Below are 23939 nucleotides of genomic sequence, written 5' to 3'. Positions count from 1 at the left end.
GTTACATGCAATGGGAAACCGTAATCGGGCTGGAGATTCACGCACAGCTCGCCACCAAAACTAAGATTTTTTCAGGCTCCGATACCACCTTTGGTGCCGAGCCTAACACCCAAGCCAGCCTCATTGATCTCGCTATGCCCGGCACCTTACCGGTGCTTAACCAAGAAGCAGTGCGCATGGCCTGCATGTTTGGTTTAGCAGTTGATGCTGAAATTGCCGAGCGTAATATTTTTGCCCGCAAAAACTACTTCTATCCAGATTTACCCAAAGGCTATCAGACCAGTCAGATGGATGATCCCATTGTCGGCAAAGGCCACATGGACATCACCCTCGACGACGGCACCGTCAAGCGCATTGGCATAACCCGTGCTCACCTCGAAGAGGACGCCGGTAAAAGCTTGCACGAAGACTTTAATGGCATGACCGGTATCGACCTTAACCGCGCCGGTACCCCGCTGTTAGAGATTGTCTCAGAGCCTGATATTCGTAGCGCCAAGGAAGCAGTGGCTTATGTGCGCGCGATCCACGCCTTAGTGCGCTATCTGGGCATCTGCGATGGCAACATGGCCGAAGGTTCGCTGCGCTGCGACTGTAACGTATCCATTCGGCCTAAGGGGCAGGCGGAGTTTGGTACCCGCACTGAGATTAAAAACGTTAACTCGTTCCGTTTTATTGAGCGGGCGATTAATACTGAAATCCAGCGCCAAATTGAGATTTTAGAAGACGGTGGCAGTATCACCCAAGAAACCCGTCTCTATGATCCCGCCAAAAACGAAACCCGCTCTATGCGCAGTAAAGAAGAAGCCAATGATTACCGCTACTTCCCCTGCCCAGACTTGCTACCGGTAGTGATTGAGCGAGATTTTTTAACCGAACTTAAAACCCAACTGCCTGAGTTACCGCAAGAAAAGCGCCAGCGCTTCCAAGCTGAGTTTGGTTTATCGGAATATGATGCCCATGTGCTTGCCGCTAGTCGGGAAATGGCCGATTATTTTGAACAAACTCAACAGGTCTGTGGCGACGCTAAATTGGCTGCCAACTGGGTGATGGGCGAGCTCTCAAGTTTGCTGAATAAAGACAATTTAGAAATTGCCGAGTCACCGGTCTCAGCCGCGCAGTTAGGGGGGATGCTGCGACGTATCCTAGACAATACGATCTCCGGAAAAATCGCCAAAACCGTGCTCGAAGCTATGGCCGCAGGCGAAGGTGATGCCGACCAAGTGATCGAAAAACGTGGGCTAAAACAGGTCACCGACAGTGGTGCAATTGATGCCTTAATTGATGAAATGCTTGCAGCCAATGCCGATCAAGTGGAACAATACCGCTCCGCTGACGAAAATCGCCGCGGAAAAATGTTCGGCTTTTTCGTGGGTCAGGCGATGCGCGCCTCTAAAGGCAAGGCTAACCCACAGCAAGTTAACGAGTTGCTCAAGAAAAAACTCGAAGACTGAAAAAACGATGCCAAGCACGCCCACTAAGGGTTGGCTTGGCATCGCCCTATTCAAGTTCGCAGGATAATTCATGACTCGCTTTATTTTATTATTGTGTGTTTGTCTTTCTACATCGGCGTTTGCCTCTTCTAGTCACTCCCTTAAAGGCACCGCCTCTTGGTACGGTGATCGCTTCCACGGCAACCCTACCGCCAGTGGTGAGCGCTTTAATCAAAATGCGTTGACTGCAGCGCACCCTTCTCTGCCGTTTGGTACTAAGGTCAAGGTCACCAATTTACGCACTAAAAAGAGTGTGGTGGTACGTATTAATGACCGTGGTCCTTATGCTAAAGGACGTATTATTGATGTATCTAAACAAGCGGCCAAAGAAATTGGCTTGCACAGCGCCGGCTTAGCCCCGGTTCAGGTGCAAGTGATACGTTAGGTTTTCTGTCTAGCTAAACTATCCGTAGAGCGCATAAGTGCAAACTTGATGCTATTTGCGCTTTAGCAAACACAGCTAGCCATTGGCTAGCTACGTGCTACTGATGTCTCTGAACTCGCCTAAATGTATATCCTCGGCTTCTAGTCGGCGCAACCTTGGCCAAGCACTGGGGTATGCGCCAACGTCCAAGGCAGCAAATCTGGCTCAACATAGCGAATGAACAACTGTAACACTTGCTAACCTCTGGCTGACTGTGACTATTAAACTAAGCGCCAGATATTAACTGTGAAAAATTCTTTAGCTAACAAGAGAGCTGCGTCCTCTTCTGTATAACTCAGGGATAGATCTTATGCTACCAACAGCTATTGCTTTAACCGGTGAACCGGCTAGCCCAGCGATTACTGAATCTTCTTTTGATTTCGAAGGCAACAATACCGCCTCGAAAGTACTGCTGATTGATTTAGAGAACTGCCCCAATCAAATTCAGCATATTCACGAAAATCTTGCGGCTTTTACTCGAGTGGTTATTTGCTATGCACAAAGCACTGCCAAAATACCGCTCGACTGGTTACTGCCTTTAAACCAAACAATTAATCAAGGTCGTTTAAAAGTTATCCAGATGACGACTAAAGGTAAGAATTCGGCAGATTTTGGTATCGCTTTTTTTGCTGGCAGCCTGATGAATGAAATGCCGCCTCATACCGAGTTTGTGATTTTATCGGATGATACAGATCTAGACCATGTGGTGAACCTTCTTATCAGCCAAGACATACCAGCGGAGCGCATTGGGGTGAAAAAAATATCGGCTGCCGCTCCCACTGCCAATAAGAAAAATAGTGCAATTGAAACCAGTCTTACCATGCAACGCCTAAAAACTTTTTGCGGCCGACTAATGCAGTACCCCAAGGCTAGACCAGCAAAACAGGAGTCACTACTTAACGCCATTCGTAGTCAGTGCCAGCTAAAAAATAATGAAGAAAAGATTGTGCTTAACGCACTTTTACAAAACAAAATCGTTACATTCAATGGCAGTCAAGTCGTTTATAACAATACTCTGCTACAACAATTTATCGCTAACGAGTGATCTAGGCAGGTGCTAAATAGGGTGTAGCTTCTATACACAAAAATTAAGTAGATGCCGGATCAAGTCCGGCACGACGAACATAAACTGGCTCAGGTCCGGCACAACGATTTTAGGTTTGCGCCCCTTCATCCGTCTTCCCGGGCTTGACCCGGGATCCATGTAGATTGGCTACAGACCTTGCTTGGGTTCTCGAGATGCCGGATCAGGTCCGGCACGACGAACATAAACTGGCTCAGGTCCGGCACAACGATTTTAAGTTTGCGCCCCTTCATCCGTCTTCCCGGGCTTGACCCGGGATCCATGTAGATTGGCTACAGACCTTGCTTGGGTTCTCGAGATGCCGGATCAAGTCCGGCACGACGAACATAAACTGGCTCAAGTCCGGCACGACGATTTTAAGTTTGCGCACCTTCACCCGTCTTCCCGGGCTTGACCCGGGATCCATGCCTACACACCTATCAACAACTTGCGCTGGTTAGTCAATTAAGTAGATGCCGGATCAAGTCCGGCACGACGAACATAAACTGGCTCAGGTCCGGCACGACGATTTTAAGTTTGCGCACCTTCACCCGTCTTCCCGGGCTTGACCCGGGATCCATGCCTACACACCTATCAACAACTTGCGCTGGTTAGTCAATTAAGTAGATGCCGGATCAAGTCCGGCACGACGAACATAAACTGGCTCAAGTCCGGCACGACGATTTTAAGTTTGCGCACCTTCACCCGTCTTCCCGGGCTTGACCCGGGATCCATGCAGGCACACCTATCAACAACTTGCGCTGGTTAGTCAATTAAGCAAAGGCCGGACAGAAGTCCGGCACCTAAGCAAGAAACAGTGGATTAATCTTCAGGCAAGGGTTGGTGTTGGTTGTGTGCTTGTTTGCCCAGCTGGGCGAGTACATTCAGTACCAGATCCATCCCGCGGCGCACATCGGCATCGCCATTTAAACGGCGCACACTTTGCCATAGGCTGGGTGGATTGGCTTCTGCAGCGGCTTGGGCAGCAGCGTAGCGTAAGGTGTTGCTGAGATTCCATAGGTTACCGATGCTTTCCTCATAGAGAGCCATCAGCTTTTGCACCATGGCATCATCGCTCATCTCAATCACATCGGAGGTGGCAGCAACTAAATCCACAATATTATGTAAGCGGTTACCCTGAATTAACGGCGTTAACTTGCCAATCAATTCAGCTAAGCCGGCCAACGTAGCGGGATCTTGTAGCTCAGGCGCATTGCACAGCAAGCTTTCTAATGGATGATGACGATCAACTTCAGACATAGCAGACTCCTTATACCAGCCCACGGGCTACAGACCAATACACGCCTCGGTTAAAGGCTTTACGCATCAACCCACCAATTTTGGTTGGTGGCGTGGGTTTAACGTCCTCATCGTAGTCATACCACAGCGGCATTCCTGCCTCGAGGCCCATCTGGGCAATGGCTTGAACCTTACCGTCGTACTCGGCCACGGTTTGCCCTAAACGAATCAGTCCCGCGATGTTGTTGCACACCACAGGCGATTGGTTATGGCAACTGCCTCCGGCTTTACTGATCGGTAAATCAACGGTATCGCCCATCACAAAAACATTTTCAAAGCCTTCTAATTGCAAGCTGTGACGATCAGTCGGCAACCAGCCTTCGTTGTTCGGTGCCTGGGAAACGCCTGAATTTAGCACTGCATCCACCGCTCGAATCGGTGGGGTTTGCATTAAAATATCAAAGTCTTGTTCATCCCCTTCGGCAGAGATTGCTACTTTACGCTCGGCATCGACCTTAGCCAGAGTAAAGCCCCGTTGATATTTAATGCCTTTGGAATCAAAAATCGTCGGTAGAATTTCGCAGGTGTCTTTCTGTAAAAACAAGCAATTGCGTATCAGCTGCGACACGGTGGGATAGGTATACACCAATTCAATTTGATCGCGCACCCCGCGCTTACGTAAAAACTCATCCAGCATGAGAGTAGTTTCAATCGGGGCAATGCCGCACTGGTGGGGTACGTTCGGGGTTTCGGGGAAGGTTACGCCAATAAAAATTCGGCCTTTTTCAATGGTGCACAGCTTTTCATAGAGTTGGCGTGCTGGGGCATGTTGGTAGAAATGATCACCCGCCTCTTTAAGGCCTTCAATCCGTTCTGGTGCAGGAATACAGCCCGTTGAAACCACTAAGTAATCGTAGTCTTGGTGCTTGCCCGATTTCATCCGTAATCGACTATGGCTAAATTCAAAGTTTTCTACTTCATCCAGGATAAAGTTAATTTCGGGGCGTAACAGCGAGGCCTGGGGACGACGCAGTTCATTTTTATAAAAGGCACCAAAGGCAACATACATAAATGCTGGCTTGTAGTAATGCCAGGGGCTATTGGAGACCAAGCTAATGCGTACTTTGCCGGATACCACCTCTGGGTAGAGTTTGTTGACCAAACTGTTGGCAGTCATGGTGCCACCAATTCCGCCACCGACGACGATAATATGTTGTTTCATATGGGCGCTCCTAGATAAGGGCTATTTTTGTTGTTATTGATTGGCGCAAGGATTAAGTAAGTGATGGGTTGGCTGATAACTCCTGTGTTTGAACTTGGGTAAAGAGTTGGATTAATCCATTAAAAGGCAGCAAAGCTACCGGGTGACGCTCAGTTAAGGTGACGGCATCGGCAAACAGCGCTAACTCTGGCCAAATCAGTTGGCTAACGTCAGTCAGCGTGCCCGCTAAGACATCCGTCAGTTGCTGCTGGGCTTGGGTCAGTTGCGCTAGGGTTAAGCCTTGATGGTATTGCAGTAAAATGCCTAATGCGGCTTGACCTAGACTACAACTGCGAATGCGATAACCCAGTGCCTGCAGTTTGCCTTTTACTATGTGTGCTTCAAGGGTGAGCTGGGTCCCAGGTACGTCGGGCACTTGCAGTTCTGTTCGCAGCAGGCTGTTTGGCGGTTCTAGGGTTAATGTTTTATCCCGCCGCACTTGTGCTGCGTAGTGCTTGGTTAACTGCAGTGCATTGATCGTTGTTGGGGTTGGCATAGCGTGACCCATGGGTTTTTATTTGCTTTTACCCTAGCACAGGAAAATGGTTATAAGACACCTGCCAGCGCTAGACTTAAGTCATAAGTAATGGGCTGAAAGATAAAAGTATCTATTTATGGGTAGATGCGTTTGTACTGCTTTAATAGGTTTGGGTTCATGGCCGTGCATTGGCTCCTGAGATGCCGGACTAAATCCGGCACGACGTAGTTTTACAGTAACTGAACAATACCCCTGCGTTAATGTCTGTAGCTCACCCATAAAGAAATGATAATAAATATCATTCACTAAAGGATGGCTATCTATCTGCTGTTGGCGTGCTTTTTAAGGTTATTTTCTAATCTTTCAGGTAAGATTGTTGCCTAATTGAGAGCTATAACAATAGCCAAAAACTGCCTACTTTACTGAAGCTCAGTATTATTGATTAACCGTGAAACTCTTATGACTACCCACTTTCATCGCCGTCACTCTCGTTGGTATGAGGTTATTTTATTTAGTACCCTCTTCCAAGTTGGAATGGGCACACTCTTTATTTGTTTAGGCCCTGCTATTCTAGTTTGGGGAATGAACAATATTTTTATTAATCCAACTATTACTGTCGTTAACAGCATTAGTGCCGTTTTTTTTGCATTTATGAGTAGCTTTTTTATTTCAAAAAAATTTCAGGCGGTGCCAGGCAATAATCATGTTGCTTACTCTATATCTACGGCCTTAGGGTGTTGGGGAATACTGATCACATACTTTATTATGGCTAGAGAAGAGTCTTATTCTCGCCCTGTCATTGCTATTTCTTTAGTCTTTCAGTGCTTATGGATCTTACTTACAGCCTACTTAAACCGAAAACTTAACCGAAAAAAATTTGCAGTTGTTCCTTTTGGAAGAGCAAGTACTTTAAAGTCAGATTATCGTGCTAACTTTACTATGCTTTCTTCTCCTAATCTTGGCAACCGTCGTTTTGATGGGGTAATTGCAGATTTACATACCCCCGAATTAAATGCCGAATGGCAACGTTTTTTAGCCCAATGCACCTTGGCACGAATCCCGGTCTACCATACCCAACATATTATTGAGGCGCTGACAGGGCGGGTACAAATTGATCATCTCTCAGAAAACCAATTTGGTAGCTTATTACCCTCTTCTATTTATAGCTTTTTTAAACGTATCCTTGACCTAAGCTTGGTAATAATTACCGCACCTGTTTGGCTACCTGTCATGTTAATTACTGGTGTAGTGATTAAATTAGAAAGCGAAGGCCCAATGTTTTTTAAACAAGAACGCGTAGGGCAAGCGGACAAAACCTTTACTGTGTATAAGCTGCGTAGCATGTGTAAAGACTCTGAAAAAGACGGTGCACAATTTGCCCAAGCCAATGATGCGCGAATTACCCGTGTAGGACACTTTATTCGTAAAACCCGCTTAGATGAAATTCCGCAGTTTATTAACGTATTAAAGGGTGATATGAGTTTAATTGGGCCACGGCCTGAACAACGGGTGTTTGTCGATGAGTTTGAAAAAACGATTCCCTTTTATGCTTATCGCCATGTGGTTAAACCAGGTATTACTGGTTGGGCACAAGTAGTGCATGGCTATGCGGCAGACGCTGAAGATACTCAAGTTAAAATTGAGCATGATTTTTACTACATTAAAAACTTTTCAATTTGGCTAGACATGCTGATTATAGCTAAGACTGTTAAAACTATTCTGACTGGGTTTGGTGCTCGTTAAAGGCGATATTTAGCGAGCCCGTTAATGCTTATAGGTTAAGCAGCTACTACAAGAGACTAGCGATAACGATCAGAACTATTACTTATGCAATACACCTAACATACGTGCCAATTTAGGAAATTTTGTTCTTAGCACTCCACGTATAACATAGTGACTAAAATAATAGACTGATTTGATCACACCCAGATTTTCAATATTACGATAAAGCTTCCAGTTTTCTTTAGCCATTTTTCCTTTTTTAGCTGATGATTGATTAGCATAAACACGATACTGCCCTAAAATCTCAGGCATACCATATGCATAATCAGTTTTTTTCAAAATAGATAGCCAAGTAGCATAGTCTTCACGCTTTGTTTCAGTTGGCATGTAGACCTTACCAAGATGCTTCATGTCATATATAACAGTTAAGCAACCAATTTCATTAGTTTTTAATAGTTGTTTATAACTAAGTTGTTGCGGAGCACCAACATACTCAAAAACCTTACCCTCCTCATTAATTTTTTCATAAGCAGTGTAAGAGAAAGCATAATTATTTTCTAACATAAAATTAATTTGCTTTTCTAATTTTTGAGGATGCCATAAGTCATCACTGTCTAAGAATGCGATAAACCGACCACTAGCTTCTTCAATAGCTATATTTCTAGCAACGGCAGCTCCTGAGTTTTTAGTCAACTTAATGAGTTTAATACGGCTATCTTGCGCCACATAATCATTTGCTATATCTAAAGAGTTATCCTGCGAGCAATCATCAACCAAGACTAACTCCCAATCAATATAGCTTTGAGCAATAATAGAGCGAATAGTACTCTCTAAAAAAGTTGAGCAGTTATAAAGTGGCGTGATAATAGAAACCAGCATTATAACTCCCTCTTTATATAGTTAACAAAATCACACTCTTTATCTTCCCATGTCACATCAGGTTCGTACTTAATATATGGAGCCTGAAGTTTAAATCCGAAAACTTTATCTCTTATATCACTAACAGAATACTCGTCAACCAATATAACATTCGGACTATTTTTTAGACCATCAGCCATTTTTGTCTTTACAGATATAATTGGAACTCTATTAAAATAAGAACACTCAAAATACTTATTCGATATAGCATACAAAGCATTAAAATCTTTAGTTGGATAAGCGGCCCAAACTAATTGTGAAATTCCATAAATGAACTCTAAATCTGAAGAGGAGTAGCGGCCAAAGAAAAACACTTGATTGCACATACCCATCTCTTTAACCTTATCCTTTAACTTATTCAGATCTGGACCATCACCAAAAACATAAAAAAAGCACTCTGTCCCCTCAAGGGCTTTAAGTATATTTTCTAAGATATCAAAATATCGAACAACACCAATCCATGAAATGCTTTTTTTATTTTTAATTATCTCTAAATCTGAATCTTTAAACCATTTAGGCATAGCAGTCTGCTTATTCAATATAAGCTTAGAGGGATAATTCTCATAAACAGTACTTCTAATACTTTTAGGATATAAAGGCTTAAAATGTCTTGAGGCAAATATAGTCAAATCTACCAGATTTAAATTAATACGCTCTATACCTCTTAAAACTTTATGAAGTATAGAGCTAGATGCTGTCGGCATGTCTAAACAATCATAGACTATTTTTATTTTACCTAAAAATATCACTTTAACAACAGCTGCACAAATCAAGGAATCCCAATGACTCGCAAAAATAATACTTGGTTTTACTTTAAACGCAGTTTTAACTACAAAAAGACAAAATAAAGGCAGATATAATAATTTTTTAAATTTATCACCAAAACCTACATTTCCACAGTTAAAAAAATAGTAATCAATTAACTCTAAAGAAACATCTCTCCCCCTTCTTAACCAGGTACAAGTATGAACCTCATACTCATGCTCAAGTGACCGCTTAAATCTTTCGGTTCTAGTATTTATTGGATATGTAGTATCTATTATTAATAACTTTTTCATGAATTATATAAAAACAAAAATCGATAAGGTTGAAAGCCTACAATTAAGCCAAGCAGATAAACAATATAAATCAACAAGAACAACCCATTAAACAACCATACTGAGCCATACCTATAAAAATAAATTTCATTATACTTCTCTGTTAAGTATGGAATTACTAGTACGCTAAAAATCAAAAAATAATAGCTACTTCTTAAAGCAATAGCTGTGTTACTAGAAAAAAGCAATAAGACAATCACCCCAATAGTGAAAACCTTATAATATTTGATCCTATACTCAGCATCACCTTTTAAATTTACAATCAAAAAAACAATGATTATAGATAAAATAATTCTAGGATCATAAAGCTTCATTGGATATCCATAATCTGAAGAGTTGACATATATCCTTAAAAAATCAGAAATCCTAAAAAAACCCAAAAACTCAAAAAAATTTATTAGTAAAGCAAATGGATCACCAAAAACACCAATAAAAACACCAACAACTAGAAAGCACATTAAGGACTTAAGTGAAAAATACAGTAAGAAAACCAATATTAATGCTGAATAATGAAAGCTAATTGCTAAAAGCAAGTAAATTATTGAAATCTTAAAGTCTTTATGAATAAATCTATAGATAAAGTGCATACCAAAAGCAGCAGCAACTGCTGCTCTTGATGTCTGCATGGTAAAAGTAAAGAAGAAAGGAAGGAAAACTAGCAATGATAAAAAAGGATAAGGTGACAGCTTATAAATCAACTTACTGACCAAAAAAACAGATAGAAAAGTCATTATAAAAATAATATAATAACTCTTTAACTCTAAACCATTACCAATATAACTTAAAAATCTAAAACCTATTTCAGCATGAACTTTTGGATTTAAAACATCATTAAAATCTACAATAGCATTATAAAGCTCAAGGTATGCATTATAATCTCCAGTACCAGTCCCTCCAAATCTAAATCCAGAAAAAATCATCATAAAAAAACAATTAAATGAAATATTTTTTTTCAAATCTAGATTTATCAAATAGCATAAAAAATGCTACTAAAAAACTGAGAATTATGTAAGGCAACATTTTATAAGCTTTTTAGATAAGTAATTATACGCTCACAAGACTTCCCATCACCATATGGGTTATGGGCTTGTGACATTTTCATATATAAAGATTTATTATCTAATAATTCTTGGACAGAGTTAACTATTCTATTAGAATCTGTACCCAATAACATTACAGTTCCAGCATCAACTGCTTCAGGTCTCTCTGTTGTTTCTCTCATTACTAAAACAGGCTTACCTAAACTGGGTGCCTCCTCCTGAATTCCTCCGCTATCTGTAAGCACCAAGTAAGATTTTTTCATAAGATATACAAAAGGTTCATATCCAAGAGGCTTAATCAAATGAATATTTGAGAGTCCACCTAACAAACGTTTAACTGGACCTTGTACATTAGGGTTTAAATGTACAGGATAAATAAAATTAATTTCAGGATTAGCAGTCGCTAAATCATGCAAAGCAGCACAAATACTTTCAAAACCCTTCCCAAAATTCTCACGACGATGCCCAGTAACTAAAACATAACAACTTTGTAATATATTTATATCCAAGCCAGCTGTACTCAGCTGTATATTAATACTACTTCTTAACTCGCTAGATAAATTAATTTTTTTAATCATCCACTGCAAAGCATCAATAACAGTATTGCCTGTTACTATGATTACTTCATCACTAATATGTTCGCGTAACAACGCATTACGATTTCTCTCAGTAGGAGCAAAATGTAAAGCTGCTAAACGCCCCGTCAATACGCGATTAGCTTCTTCTGGCCAGGGTGAATATAAACTGCCTGTGCGTAAACCTGCCTCTATATGCCCAATAGGAATCTGCTGATAAAACGCAGCCAAAGCAGCTGCAAAGGTAGTAGCTGTATCACCATGGACTAGTACCATGCCTGGCTGAAAATCTTTGAGTATATCCCGTAGACCAAGCAAAACTGCAGAAGTAATATCATACAAATCTTGCTCTTTTTTCATTAAATTTAAATCGTAATCAGGTTGAATTTCAAATAAATCTAAAACCTGATCTAACATTTCACGATGCTGAGCCGTTACACACACTTTAGATTCAAAAAACTCATCTGCTTCCAAAGCCTTTACAAGCGGAGCCATTTTAATAGCTTCAGGACGAGTTCCAAAAACGGATAATATCTTCATTTTTTATTCCAATGTCAGGTTTTGACTCAGCTTACTCTGCCATACTGCAAGAGAAAATTTGTTTTTGATAGTCTCTTGAGCTGCATGTGACATTTTTAAGTACTCCTCATCACTCATATTTATTGCTTTTTCTAAAACGAAAGATAGCTCATCTAAGCTATAAGCAACTAGCCCATTTTCTTTATTTTTTACTATCACTTCATACCCATCACCTGCATAAACTATTGGAACTACTCCTACAGCCATAGACTCCAATAATGCATAATTTGCAAGTATATTATCTGCTGGCAAAATAAAAAACTTGCTAATTTTCATGACATTTTTTATGTCTTTTGTAAATCCAAAAACACTAACATACTTTTTTAAGTCAAGCTTATTATAAATACTAATGGCTTTAGAAGAGTATTCTAAACCTCTGGGTGCATACACATCATTAGAAATAGAATTAAATCCGTATATAGAGGCAGAAAACTCCGACTTATTTTCTTTTAGTTTTGAAAATGCCTCTAAAAGCTCTATTACATTTCTTTTTTCAATTACAGCATTTGCGTATAAAAAATCTATCTTATAGTTCAAATCATCAGCTTTACGAAACCTACCATCTACAGGTACACAATTATAAATACTAATAGTCTTCGATAAAAGACCTTTATTAATCCGCTCTATTGTTTTTAACTGATGATGCTCTTTTGCATAAATAGTATCTGCCACCCTTAAACAAACTCTAGAAAAACACATTTTAATTTTAATCAAGGCACTAGATTTAAAATTTTTCTTATTTAAATCTTGACTATCACCAATAAGCTCTCCACCAATTAACCAATAACGAGATTTCACCTTAAATATTTTTGCCACTATTAAGTAAAAAAGTGACAAAATAGAGTAATCATAGCAATCCAAATACTTTGGCCTAAATCTCTTGATCATAAAAAAATATGAAGCAACTCTTTTAAACTTATTCCTACCAGCAAACTCAATAAAATCTTTTCCTGCCAAAGCAACATTATAATCACTATTCAACAATACTTTAGCATTAACTCCAATGGCTTTATAAGAATCAGTTACATAATCATATTTATGTGGAAAAAATGGCAATCCTACTATTAACAATCTAGTCACTTAGAACTCTCTCTTTTAGCTTTTCAACAGCGGCCTTTGCAACAGCTACTCTACCATAAGTCTGACTTTTATCTTTAATTACTCTCCCGTCACAACCTTTTACTATCTTAGCCACACCAACTCATTGACTCCAATTTGGATTAACTCTATCCACTCTGCTTTATCATGCATCATCACACAAGTCTTAGCCATAAAAACTTTTTATACTCCATCGCTACCGGTTAAACATCTGACCTGTATACTGTAAAACCATAGCACTTCTAACTATTCCACAAGCTCAATCAGATGTACATTTAAAGATAAGCCTTGTCGCATAGTATTTTTCTAGTATTCAGATCAAGTGAAAAATGAGTATGTATTACTTAATGCATCAATAGTTTCTGCCCGCCTTTCTAGCTTATCAGTATTTTCAGCACTGATGCAGAGTATTATCATTATCATTTATTAAACTAGTCTTATTTCGGAGTTAAGTATTTTGCCACCTTATCTAGTTCCGGATAAATAAATGGCATCGTTATCCCTAACTGCTCTAGCTGATCGCTAGTTATATGTATGCTTAGTTTAATTTTTGTAAGGCCTAGCAAAGGATGTGTATCCGAATCTTTATTTAACTGCCCATTAATATTAATTAACTTTATATGTTCATCAACATTATACTTACTTAAACCAAATAGTAAAAACGCCCCCTTTTGACTTTGCAGCCGCTGATTAGTTAGCTTAGGTTTAACTGCAACTACTTTAAATAAATCTTTTGGGTCAATTAAGTCTTTAAAGTAAGACTTTTCTTCTTTTATATCATGCAGTAGGTACCCTTTGCTTAGTAACATTTTATTAGTATTATAGCCTTTTCTGTCTTGATAATAAGTTAATGCCTCCTGCCAAAGTGCTTGTTTAGATTTTTCTTTTGGAGAAGCATTACTATCAACCTGATAAGGTAACTTAGAAAGATTAGCAATAACACTCACTGCATCCGAATCATAATATTTTATTTGGTTTTCGTTTAGCTCTACCACATAAAGCACACCGCCATCTTTTGTTTCATCTTCAGCTCGACCGTCTAAAGCAAAGTATAGGCTACTAAACATATCTTCACTTAAATCAAGCATTCGTGTAGGGCTACCATAATGCTGTATACGCGCCAACTTATCGAATGCAGTTTTATCTGTAGTAAACTCATGATCATTAAAACGCTGCATTTCACGATAAATTATGTGTTCACGTGCTAATAACTTATTTCGATAAATACTGGGAGTGAATGCACCATCACCAAAATCTTTATTTTCACCTCGAAAATAAAACCGACTATCTGGCCCACTTTTTTTTAACTGCAAACATAAGCGCACAACTTCGTCAAGTGTCTGTGCATAGAAAGTCTGTATATAAGGGTTAATTGAAATATTCATACTCTTGGTGGTGGGTAAGTGAAGCCGATAATAACTCTACCACTCTCGGCTAGTAAGAGCTCTACTGGCTTTTGCTCTGTAACTAACTGCGAAAAATAATATTCTTTACTTTTTAAATTAGCATGCAGAGTAAGTTTTAAAAAACCACTTAATAGCTTAACCTGTTGTACACACTGCTCTTCTTCAAACTCTGCCTCATAAATAATTGCGCTATTTCTATCGACACCTAAATATGCTGAAGATGGAAGCAGCAAGTAAGTGGTTTCACAGTCCAGATTTAAGCTGCCACATTTAATCTGAACACTTAAAACGCCTTGAATCTTAAAGCTCATAACTTATAACTTCTTAATAAAACTATTAAACTTCTTATAGCAAGCCTCACGGCTCTGTTAAAAATAACAAAGCCTAAAATTAACATTAAACTCCAGATAACAACTTGAACATACAGTGAAACCTGTAAAACTGCTGAAAAAATTGCTGGAAAAACCAAAAAAATTATTATTATATAGCTTTTCAATCTGCTAACTTGCTTCCAGGCTATACAGCCAAACTCTGTTCTCAATACATAAAAAACAAAAAAGGCTATAACGGTAGAAATAGCTGCACCTAATGCACCATAACTAGGTACCAATAAAAAGTTACCTATTAAGTTTGCAAGCATCGCTCCTATAGAGGAAATCATAGAGAATACAGTTTTTTTAGATAACAATATACCAATTGCTGTTGTCTCTGAGAGAGTGTAAAGTAGCGGCCCAATTAAGCACAAGGTAAGCAAATATACTATTGAGTCATACTCCACTGGAAGTACATATAATAAACTCCAAGAAAAAACACCACTTAATACAATTAAAAAGTAAACTGCAGATAACACATATTCTGAAACCTCTTCAATTTTTCTAAAGTCTCCCCCCTCAGATACCCACTTATAAACCATTGGTGCCCAGATAGTATTAAATATTCCTGAAAATAACGTTGCTACACCCGCTATACTCATGGAAACTGAATAAATGCCTAACTCTTCAAATGTAGACATGCTTCGCAAGAAAAGTTTATCCATTACATTTAAACCCCAAGAAGCCAAGCCGCCAACGACTAAAGGCAAGCCAAAATTCATTAAGGTTTTGTGTTGTTTTCTATCAAACCGAATAAAAATTGATGCTATCCACTCTTTTCTTGTGTTCCAAGCAAAAATAAAAAAAACAAAAAAGATAGATAATGCATGAGCAGTAATTAGATTATATATATTTTTTTGAAAACCAAAAAGTACACTACTAAGAATAAAAACCAAAAAAGCCAACTTAGGCAGCAGCTGACTCATTGAATAAGCTATTGCTTTTTCTTGCATTCTTAATATTAAGGATAGAAATCTAGATAAAAATGCAAAAATAAAGCAAGCAATACTCAAAAAAGTTAAATATTTGCTAGGTACGCCATACAACCAGTTTGACAACTTATCTGAACCAACAAGATATACCAAAGCAAAGCTTATTAACATAAATAATAAACCAGGAAGTATGCTCTGCTTAAATAACTTAGGTTTATTATCTGCCTCGTAGTACTCCCTGACATATGCTTGATCTAATCCTAAACAAAATAAGAGTACAGAGAAACTAGCTACTACTTGAAGCATAGAAATTCTGCCAATATCTTCAACAGAATAAAACCACGTGAGTAAAGGTAGCGTAATGAACCCTAGTGCTGCTGAGCCTATAGGCCCTATTGCATAGCCTAATATTTTATTTCTCATCAATTAGACTCAACTACTGATTGATATATGCTACTCAATTTACTTATTACTGCATCTTCACTAAAATTATTTCTGCAATAGCTACGAATATACTCTGCATCGAACCTATCTATATTTTTATACAAATCAATCATAGCTTCCGACATTTGCTCAACATCGTTCACATCAACTAGATAGCCAACCTCATCATTAAGAATTGATTCAGGGCCACCTGATTTAGTAGCAATAACTGGTTTTCCTAAAGCCAAAGCTTCGATGACTACCACACCAAAAGTTTCATATTCACTTGAAAGCATAAATGCATCTGCAGCTGCAACTTCTGCTTTTACTTGCTCTCTTGACAGCATACCCAAAAAAAACACTTGATTTTGAATACTCATTTTTTTAGCAAGCGCTTCTAAATAAGGCCTCTCTGGTCCATCTCCACCAATTTTAAGAAATACTCTACTGTCTCCTTTAAAGCTCTTAGCAAAGGCTTTTAAAATCACATCTACTCTTTTATTCCTAGTTAAAAGAGAAACAGTTATAAAATTAAAAGCATCTCTTTTAATATTTCCTTCATAAGTCAAAAAACCATTTTCAACAATATTAGGAATATATACCCAACGCTCCACCCCAGTTAAACCATTTAAAAGCTCTTTAAATCTATCACTAACAGCTATATTGTATTTGGACTCACTCGATATCAAACTAATATTTTTCAGTATATGCTTCGATACTTTTCCTAGAGAAAAAAATGACGAGTGCTCTGTAATAACATACTTAACATAGTATTTCTTATAAATTTCATATGCTAAAAAACCTCCATTTATTATAGAGTGAACATGGATAATATCTGGAACGCCATGTTTTTTTATATACTCTTTATATAGCTTCCAGCCTGCAGACACCCATCTTTTATTTGCTAGCCTAGGCATTTTAGGAAAGCTAATACTATGATACCGATAGGTATTTATACCATTATCAACTTCATAGCTAATACCATATTTTTTAAGAAAAACTCCTTTAATGTCACGTATGGACCTAAAACTTGGCGCAATTACACCAACTTTATAGCCTCTTTTTTTAAGTGCAATTGCTTGCTCCCTAAAAAAACTTCCTCCCACATCATTAAATGTTGCCGGATACCAAGATGGAATAATTAGTATATGCTTGCTATCCATTAACTATACCTATAACTACCTTGTTAATATCTACCTCAGTCATATACGGATGCATCGGCAAACTCATTACCTTATCTGCCACCGCATCCCCTACCGGTAAACTCACCGCTGCATCAGCCACTGCTGGCTGCTTATTCAGCGGAATCGGGTAATGCACTGCGGTAGGAATCCCTGCTTCTTGTAACTTAGCCTGCACCTGCTCGCGGTTCTCGACCTGAATCGTATACTGCGCGTAAGCACTGGTATTGTGCGCCTCAATAAAAGGCGTAGTTAAGATACCCGCTTCATTTAATAGCCTGTTATAACGCTCGGCCACCTGTTGACGTAACACTAATTCCTCAGCAAAGATCTCAAGCTTGGGCAATAAAATAGCTGCTTGCAAAGTATCTAAACGGCTATTAACCCCAACCCGAATATGATGATAACGACGATCTTGGCCATGGCGAGCAATTTGCCGTAAAACCACCGCCAACTCATCATCATTGGTAAAGATTGCCCCACCGTCGCCATAACAACCTAAAGGCTTACTAGGAAAGAAACTAGTGCAGGCTACCGTACTTAAATTGCAGGATTTTTTACCTTTATAAGTAGCACCAAAACTTTGCGCCGCATCTTCAATCACCGGAATACCATGCTTTTCAGCAATCGCATTAATCGTATCAAAATCCGCACATTGCCCGTACAAAGAAACTGGAATAATTGCCTTGGTACGCGGAGTAATGGCAGCCTCTAGCAGCGTAGGGTCTAAGTTATAGGTTTTAGGGCAAACATCCACATAAACAGGTTTAGCCCCCAATAAAGCCACCGTTTCTGCGGTGGCAATATAGGTAAAGCCTGGGGTAATTACCTCATCGCCAGGACCAATGCCAAAGGCCATTTGTGCAATTTGTAAGGCATCCGTGCCGTTAGCTACGGTAATGCAGTGTTTAGTGCCTACAAAGGCTGCTAATTGCTGCTCAAGCTCTGCCACCTCTGGCCCCAAAATATATTGGCCATGATTCAAAACCGCCTGAATCCCTGCATCAATCTTGTCTTTAATACGCGCCTGCTGTGCGGCTAAATCAATAAACTGCATTACCTAACTCCCAACGTTAGTCCCTAGCGGACTAAGCCTTAATTTGCTGAACCTGCTGACCACTCAATACATAACGAGCACCGGTGTGTTCACATAACACTTCAGCCTCGCCTTGCAAAGGTAGGGCTAATTGCTCACCAAACTCACTCATCCAACCAATTTGCTTAGCCGGCACACCCACCATTAGCGCATAAGCAGGTACATCTTTATTGACTACCGCACCGGCTCCTACAAAAGCGTACTCACCAATGGTTACCCCGCAAACAATGGTGCAATTAGCGCCCAAGGTTGCGCCTTTTTTAACCAAAGTATCTAAGTACTGATCTTTACGCTCAATTAAGGATCTGGGGTTATACACATTGGTAAACACCATGCTCGGGCCACAAAATACGCCCGCTTCTAAATGCACGTTATCGTAAACCGACACGTTATTTTGAATTTTGCAGTGATCACCAATGGTAACTTGATTGCCGACAAATACGTTTTGCCCTAACGACACGCCCTTGCCAATTTTCGCACCGGCGCAGACGTGCACAAAGTGCCAGACTCGACTGCCTTCGCCAATTTGCGCGCCCTCATCAACAATGGCACTTGCATGCTTAAAATAATTCATAGCTATTTTTGCTCATGCAAAAATGGATGGTAATCTCCTTGAATACCTATTGGCCGTGCTTCTCTAATAGCTGATACAGTTTCAATCGCCGTACGGTTTTCTTCTAAACCAAAACCACGACCAGCCAAAATCTCTTCATAGCTACGGTTATGTAATTCAGTAAAACCACCTGAAAACTCAATTTCCTCACCGTCTACAGTAATTGAGCGATAAGTTCTTTGCCCTGTAGCTCTTATTTCAGCTGGCACGTCATTAATATCGACAGATAAAAACCAGCGCACCCGAGCATTTTCATACTCTAGGTAACCTCCTGCCTTAGTTTCTGATACAACATGCACTTGACTGTCTTGTAGGCGACCGAAAACAAAGTGCAACATATCGAAAAAATGCACTCCAATATTAGTCGCAATACCACCCGACTTTTTAACTTCGCCTTTCCATGAGTGTAGATACCACTTTCCTCTTGAAGTGATATAAGTCAAATCCACTTCATACTTCCTCTCTACTTTACTGACCTCAACTTTTTTCTTAAGCGCTAAAATTGCCGGGTGAACGCGTAGCTGCAAAATAGTATTGACTGTTCTTCCCGTATCTTTTTCTATTTCTAATAATCCATCAATATTCCATGGGTTAAGCACCAAAGGCTTCTCACAAATAGCATCTGCGCCTGACCTTAAAGCAAAGCGCATATGAGAATCATGTAAATAGTTTGGAGAGCATATGGAAATATAATCTACGCCATCACCTAGTCGACGCATTTTATCTAAGTACCGATCGAAACGCTCAAACTCAGTAAAAAAACTGACATCAGGAAAATGACTATCCATAATACCCACAGAGTCATTAGGATCTAGGGCAGCAATAAGATCTGCATCAATATGTTTAATGGCTTGCATATGGCGTGGAGCTATGTAGCCCGCTGCACCGATCAGAGCAAATTTTTTCACGCTAACACCTTATATCTCTTACTACATTTATTAAATATTTAATATTATATTGCTTTTGAACTTTATCCACCAAATTAACAATCATTTTTATAGGCAATATTTCTTACCACTTGGTTAAATCTACATCTTTTAGAGATAACCAGTATAAACAGATTAGTTGCAAACACTATAACATTTTATCTACACCAATATAATCTAGCATATACCTACTAATCATTTTGCACATCTCAGTATCGGGTTTACTTGGATTGAAAGTACAATACATGCCCCGATGATTAAATTACTTTTCACTATTCATGACCGCAATAGTTTTTTTGGAAATATGTAGATAAAAATACTACTCCATCTATTTACCTAGCTTTTAGGCTAACCAATCTGGCAAAGGACACCATTTTGCTACAAAATATTGCTAATGGGTAGCAGACCAAGACTCTAGCCTTACTTTTTTTCAATCTATATGCCTATTAACCCTTTGTTTTAAAAGGACTTATTGCCTACCAATTTAATATCTCCTCTATTATTTGGTTTGCGCTACCACATAAGCCAACCAACGCCCCGACAAGGAGTCCACTATGCCTACCCAATTCCCGCAATTCATCCACCACGGCGCAAAAGATGGGGTAACTGGTTCGTGCCATCAGCTAGTGCTTGATGAGCACACCAGCTTGCTAGTTGATTGTGGCTTATTTCAGGGCGCTGAACTTAGCCCAGATCAACAAGCTAGCGCCCAACAGCTAGCGATTAACTTTGCCATTGCTAGCGTGCAAGCACTGATTGTTACCCATGTGCATATTGATCATGTGGGGCGGATTCCCTATTTATTAGCTGCCGGCTACCAAGGCCCGATTATTTGCAGCGAACCCTCAGCCAAACTACTGCCCCTAGTACTAGAAGATGCCTTTAAACTAGGGGTAAGCCGCGATCAAGCCACCGTTGAGCAATATTTAAAACTAATTGAAAAACGTATTATTGACCTGCCCTACAACCGTTGGTTACCCATGCTTAATCGAGATGATTTACAGGTTAAAATTCGCTTACAGCGTGCCGGCCATATTCTAGGCTCAGCCTATGTAGAGCTAGATATCCACTACCCTAAAACACAAAACAAGCAACGGGTCATTTTTAGCGGTGACTTAGGTGCGCCCTATGCCCCCATCTTAACCGCGCCCAAGCCTGCTTATCGCGCCGATACGATAGTGATAGAAAGCACCTACGGTGATCGCCTACATGATTCACGTAAAAACCGACGGCAGCGCCTACAGCAAGTGATTGAACAAGCCCTAGCTGATGGTGGCACCGTGCTCATTCCAGCCTTTAGCATTGGCCGCACCCAAGAACTGCTGTATGAGCTAGAAGACATTATTTACCGCTGCAAAAAACAGCCACACCCCTTAACAACCAGCCAACCACCATCCCTAAGCCAATCCCAGTGCCCGATACGCTGGGCGCAACTACCCATTATTTTAGACTCGCCCTTAGCCAGTCGCTTTAGTGAAACCTATCGCCAACTACAACCCTTTTGGGATCAGGAAGCCCAGCAACGATTAAAAGCTGGACGCAGCCCCTTAGCGTTTGAACAACTGATTAGCATTGACTCGCACCACGATCACCTACAAATGGTGCAACACCTGCAACAAACTAAACGCCCCGCTATTGTCATTGCGGCCAGCGGTATGTGTAGCGGCGGACGCATAGTGGATTACTTAAAAGCCATGCTGGGTAGCCCAGAGCACAACGTGTTGTTTGTTGGTTACCAAGCGGAAGGCACCTTAGGGCGACAAATACAACAATACGGCCCCAAACAAGGTTACGTAACTATTGATCGACAGCGAATTGAAATTAAAGCCGGAATAGAAACCCTAGGCGGCTACTCGGCCCATGCCGACCAAGCGGGCTTAGTGCGCTTTATCACTGGCATGCGTATTTGGCCAAGCACCATCAGGCTAGTACACGGTACCCCAGAGGCTAAGCAGGCGCTGAAGCAACAGCTAGAGCAGAAGTATGCAAAGCAGAATAATAAAGCGATACTATATACTTAACTATCCAAGAGCTCCAATAGTTGTAAGTTAGTTATTTTAGGAATCAAACTATTTGGCAAACGACTATTGCTAGATAGATTATATACTTTAAATTTATCACTCATAATTTTTTCAGACATTAACCGAAAATTCGGATAAATATGTCTATTATAATGCTCATCTAAACTACTTGGCTGCGCTTTTTCACCTGATTCATAAAAGCGTGAATGAGTATTTGTTAAGTCAACGCCAACCAAAAACACACATTGATATCCTAAACAGTAAGCAATTTGCAATCCTACATATGGTATAGTTCTTGCCGAGTAATACCCTTTCACCAGATTCTTACTAAAACCCCAAGTGTTAGGCCTCGACTTCAAAAGAGAGTAATCGCTTACCAAATCCTTATCTTTTCTTACCTTCCATGCAAACTTTCTATCACTTAATTGTTTAACACCATTTATCCTATTCACCTTTTCTAATAAATAAATAGTTTGACCTTTAAGTAGATCCTCTGCTTGATCTAAAACTGCTTTAATCACCTCATAGCTTAAAGCAACTCTTTTGCACAGTTTAAGCGCTAGGATAATGGCATCAAGCTTAGCCAATGCAAAGTTAGGGTCATCACATAAATAAAGATCAGGTTGAACATTTACATCTGAAAACAGATATATAGATCCATTCATCGCCCAAAAATCAGCACATGCTTTTTTAGTCAAGTCAAATTCATTAACCGAAGGTCCTGAAGCCACAAGGAACACTTTACTATATTCGCCAGGAGTTAGGTCAGCTAATTTTTTAAGTTTCATAACTTAACATCTCGCAAGTTACTGCCAGTGGCTATACTGTTAATTTTCTTTGCACAAAAAGCAGAAAAAGCTACAGGCATCCATAACCAATGCCACAACATATTTGGAGTATGGATAAGCTCATTTAGCTCAACTAACATAACCACTATACAAGCTATTAAAGTTGCCATCCAAAACACTGCAACTTCTCCATACTCCGTCAACTTTCTTGCTTTAAAAAGGCTAACTAGAGTGTAAGAGATCAAAAACAAAAACAGGCCTAACCCCACAATCCCATAATTATATATCACTTCTAAATAGACGCTATGAGTATTGTTTATTATTTCTCCCGAGCTTATTAGCAATGGTTCTAAAGCACTATCAGCTCCATGGCCAAACCAGAGGTGCTCCAATGATTTACTCCAAGCATTAGCCCAAATCTCATCTCGCCGAGTCAAACCACGTCCGCTTACTTCATAACCTGCATAGTTATATATAAAAAAAACAAAAATACTAACCACGGATAAAACAGGTGCAATATACCTAACTTTATTTTCTTCACGATAAAGAAAAACAGATAGCACACAGAAAACCAAGAAACATGCCACCCAAGCAGTTCTTGCAAATGTTAGTAATATGTAACAAGATAAAATTATTGATAAGACACACCATAACAACAACGTTTTTTTACTTCGTTCTGTAAAATATAAAAACAAAGCTGCTGAAAATGCCATCCCATAATGCATGCCCGCAACAATTGTATTACCAAAATCAGCCACCCCTTCGAGCCCTGATCCTTCTAAGCCTAGCTCTCTGTAACCAGTAGGCATCATCCCATTTAAACTTAAGTTTACTAATGAAAAGAAAGCCATAGCACTAGAAAAAACAGTAAAACCCCTTAAACAATTTATCCAAAATTGACGCGAAAAAGACACATTAACTATAATTAAAATTAACGCCATTAAAAAAACAGCCCGTCTTATAGATTTTAATTCTTCCGCCAAAAATAAACCATTTAAAACTATATATATAAAAAAAATAGCCAGCGGTGACATAACATTTAATGTAGGAATTCTTTTATTGCATATAACCATATCTAATAAAACAAGCAGCCCTCCTAAACCAACAATGTCATCAAGTTAAGCGCTGCTCCAGCATCACGCGCTCAGCCGGCTGATTTTGTCACGGCATAGCAAAGCAGATCTGAGCAGAAAATCAG

At 39.7% G+C, this 23939-nt stretch carries 22 protein-coding genes; 5 read left to right on the top strand and 17 right to left on the bottom strand.

Features of this window, described 5'->3' with window-relative positions; all coding sequences use genetic code 11:
- Positions 1 to 5 precede the first annotated feature (5 nt).
- From gatB to AC2T15_RS02310, 3 genes are all read left to right on the top strand, one after another.
- Complete coding sequence (gene gatB / locus AC2T15_RS02320) at positions 6 to 1451, top strand: Asp-tRNA(Asn)/Glu-tRNA(Gln) amidotransferase subunit GatB (RefSeq protein WP_486778645.1); 1446 nt, start codon at positions 6 to 8, stop codon at positions 1449 to 1451.
- 70 nt (positions 1452 to 1521) lie between these two features.
- On the top strand, positions 1522 to 1875 hold the full coding sequence (locus tag AC2T15_RS02315; RefSeq protein ID WP_486778644.1) for a septal ring lytic transglycosylase RlpA family protein: 354 nt from the start codon (positions 1522 to 1524) through the stop codon (positions 1873 to 1875).
- A gap of 349 nt (positions 1876 to 2224) precedes the next feature.
- Positions 2225 to 2959 carry a PIN domain-containing protein gene (locus AC2T15_RS02310; protein ID WP_486778643.1) on the top strand — a complete coding sequence of 245 codons (735 nt, stop codon included), beginning with the start codon at positions 2225 to 2227 and terminating at the stop codon, positions 2957 to 2959.
- Between the two features lie 840 nt (positions 2960 to 3799).
- Here the strand turns inward: AC2T15_RS02310 and AC2T15_RS02305 are convergent.
- From AC2T15_RS02305 to AC2T15_RS02295, 3 genes are read right to left on the bottom strand one after another with little or no spacing between them, the layout of a single operon-like run.
- Complete coding sequence (locus AC2T15_RS02305) at positions 3800 to 4237, bottom strand: helical membrane plugin domain-containing protein (protein ID WP_053101307.1); 438 nt, start codon at positions 4235 to 4237, stop codon at positions 3800 to 3802.
- Positions 4238 to 4247: 10 nt separating this feature from the next.
- On the bottom strand, positions 4248 to 5438 hold the full coding sequence (locus AC2T15_RS02300) for an NAD(P)/FAD-dependent oxidoreductase (RefSeq protein WP_286596684.1): 1191 nt from the start codon (positions 5436 to 5438) through the stop codon (positions 4248 to 4250).
- 52 nt (positions 5439 to 5490) lie between these two features.
- Positions 5491 to 5973 carry a hypothetical protein gene (locus AC2T15_RS02295; RefSeq protein WP_486778642.1) on the bottom strand — a complete coding sequence of 161 codons (483 nt, stop codon included), beginning with the start codon at positions 5971 to 5973 and terminating at the stop codon, positions 5491 to 5493.
- 420 nt (positions 5974 to 6393) lie between these two features.
- On the opposite strand from AC2T15_RS02295, the gene AC2T15_RS02290 reads away from it, so the two are divergent.
- Positions 6394 to 7698 (top strand): sugar transferase, encoded by a 1305-nt coding sequence (locus AC2T15_RS02290; protein ID WP_486778641.1) that lies wholly within the window; start codon positions 6394 to 6396, stop codon positions 7696 to 7698.
- Positions 7699 to 7776: 78 nt separating this feature from the next.
- Here AC2T15_RS02290 and AC2T15_RS02285 read toward each other — a convergent pair whose 3' ends face one another.
- The 12 genes from AC2T15_RS02285 to AC2T15_RS02230 form a co-directional block, all read right to left on the bottom strand.
- A complete protein-coding gene (locus AC2T15_RS02285; RefSeq protein ID WP_486778640.1) occupies positions 7777 to 8556 on the bottom strand; it encodes a glycosyltransferase family 2 protein in 780 nt (259 codons plus the stop codon).
- Positions 8556 to 9653: a glycosyltransferase family protein gene (locus tag AC2T15_RS02280; RefSeq protein ID WP_486778639.1), complete on the bottom strand. Its 1098-nt coding sequence runs from the start codon at positions 9651 to 9653 to the stop codon at positions 8556 to 8558. The genes AC2T15_RS02285 and AC2T15_RS02280 overlap by 1 nt, the downstream gene beginning before the upstream one ends.
- Positions 9650 to 10648: an EpsG family protein gene (locus AC2T15_RS02275; RefSeq protein WP_486778638.1), complete on the bottom strand. Its 999-nt coding sequence runs from the start codon at positions 10646 to 10648 to the stop codon at positions 9650 to 9652. The genes AC2T15_RS02280 and AC2T15_RS02275 overlap by 4 nt, the downstream gene beginning before the upstream one ends.
- 65 nt (positions 10649 to 10713) lie before the next feature.
- Complete coding sequence (gene wecB, locus AC2T15_RS02270) at positions 10714 to 11847, bottom strand: non-hydrolyzing UDP-N-acetylglucosamine 2-epimerase (RefSeq protein ID WP_486778637.1); 1134 nt, start codon at positions 11845 to 11847, stop codon at positions 10714 to 10716.
- A gap of 3 nt (positions 11848 to 11850) precedes the next feature.
- A complete protein-coding gene (locus AC2T15_RS02265) occupies positions 11851 to 12966 on the bottom strand; it encodes a glycosyltransferase (protein ID WP_486778636.1) in 1116 nt (371 codons plus the stop codon).
- Between the two features lie 455 nt (positions 12967 to 13421).
- Positions 13422 to 14369: an FRG domain-containing protein gene (locus AC2T15_RS02260; RefSeq protein WP_486778635.1), complete on the bottom strand. Its 948-nt coding sequence runs from the start codon at positions 14367 to 14369 to the stop codon at positions 13422 to 13424.
- A complete protein-coding gene (locus AC2T15_RS02255) occupies positions 14366 to 14701 on the bottom strand; it encodes a hypothetical protein (protein ID WP_486778634.1) in 336 nt (111 codons plus the stop codon). Before AC2T15_RS02255 ends, AC2T15_RS02260 begins: the two co-directional genes overlap by 4 nt.
- Complete coding sequence (locus AC2T15_RS02250) at positions 14698 to 16116, bottom strand: oligosaccharide flippase family protein (protein ID WP_486778633.1); 1419 nt, start codon at positions 16114 to 16116, stop codon at positions 14698 to 14700. Before AC2T15_RS02250 ends, AC2T15_RS02255 begins: the two co-directional genes overlap by 4 nt.
- Positions 16116 to 17279, bottom strand: coding sequence for a glycosyltransferase (locus AC2T15_RS02245; protein WP_486778632.1), 1164 nt, complete (start codon positions 17277 to 17279; stop codon positions 16116 to 16118). The genes AC2T15_RS02250 and AC2T15_RS02245 overlap by 1 nt, the downstream gene beginning before the upstream one ends.
- Complete coding sequence (locus tag AC2T15_RS02240) at positions 17272 to 18354, bottom strand: DegT/DnrJ/EryC1/StrS family aminotransferase (RefSeq protein WP_486778631.1); 1083 nt, start codon at positions 18352 to 18354, stop codon at positions 17272 to 17274. Before AC2T15_RS02240 ends, AC2T15_RS02245 begins: the two co-directional genes overlap by 8 nt.
- Before the next feature lie 31 nt (positions 18355 to 18385).
- Positions 18386 to 18967, bottom strand: coding sequence for a UDP-2-acetamido-3-amino-2,3-dideoxy-D-glucuronate N-acetyltransferase (gene wbpD / locus AC2T15_RS02235; protein ID WP_486778630.1), 582 nt, complete (start codon positions 18965 to 18967; stop codon positions 18386 to 18388).
- Between the two features lie 2 nt (positions 18968 to 18969).
- The gene (locus tag AC2T15_RS02230) at positions 18970 to 19914 is read right to left on the bottom strand and encodes a Gfo/Idh/MocA family protein (RefSeq protein WP_486778629.1); all 945 of its coding nucleotides are present in this window, start codon (positions 19912 to 19914) and stop codon (positions 18970 to 18972) included.
- Positions 19915 to 20486: 572 nt separating this feature from the next.
- Between AC2T15_RS02230 and AC2T15_RS02225 the strand changes: the two genes are divergently transcribed.
- Positions 20487 to 21953 carry an MBL fold metallo-hydrolase RNA specificity domain-containing protein gene (locus tag AC2T15_RS02225; RefSeq protein WP_486778628.1) on the top strand — a complete coding sequence of 489 codons (1467 nt, stop codon included), beginning with the start codon at positions 20487 to 20489 and terminating at the stop codon, positions 21951 to 21953.
- On the opposite strand, the gene AC2T15_RS02220 is transcribed toward AC2T15_RS02225, so the two are convergent.
- Positions 21950 to 22741: a lipopolysaccharide core biosynthesis protein gene (locus tag AC2T15_RS02220; protein ID WP_486778627.1), complete on the bottom strand. Its 792-nt coding sequence runs from the start codon at positions 22739 to 22741 to the stop codon at positions 21950 to 21952. The genes AC2T15_RS02225 and AC2T15_RS02220 overlap by 4 nt on opposite strands.
- On the bottom strand, positions 22738 to 23775 hold the full coding sequence (locus AC2T15_RS02215) for an O-antigen ligase family protein (protein WP_486778626.1): 1038 nt from the start codon (positions 23773 to 23775) through the stop codon (positions 22738 to 22740). Before AC2T15_RS02215 ends, AC2T15_RS02220 begins: the two co-directional genes overlap by 4 nt.
- Between the last annotated feature and the right edge of the window lie 164 nt (positions 23776 to 23939).

This window comes from Thiopseudomonas sp. SA1F2-1K (assembly GCF_057443035.1).
This window is presented reverse-complemented; position numbering and strand designations above follow the sequence as displayed.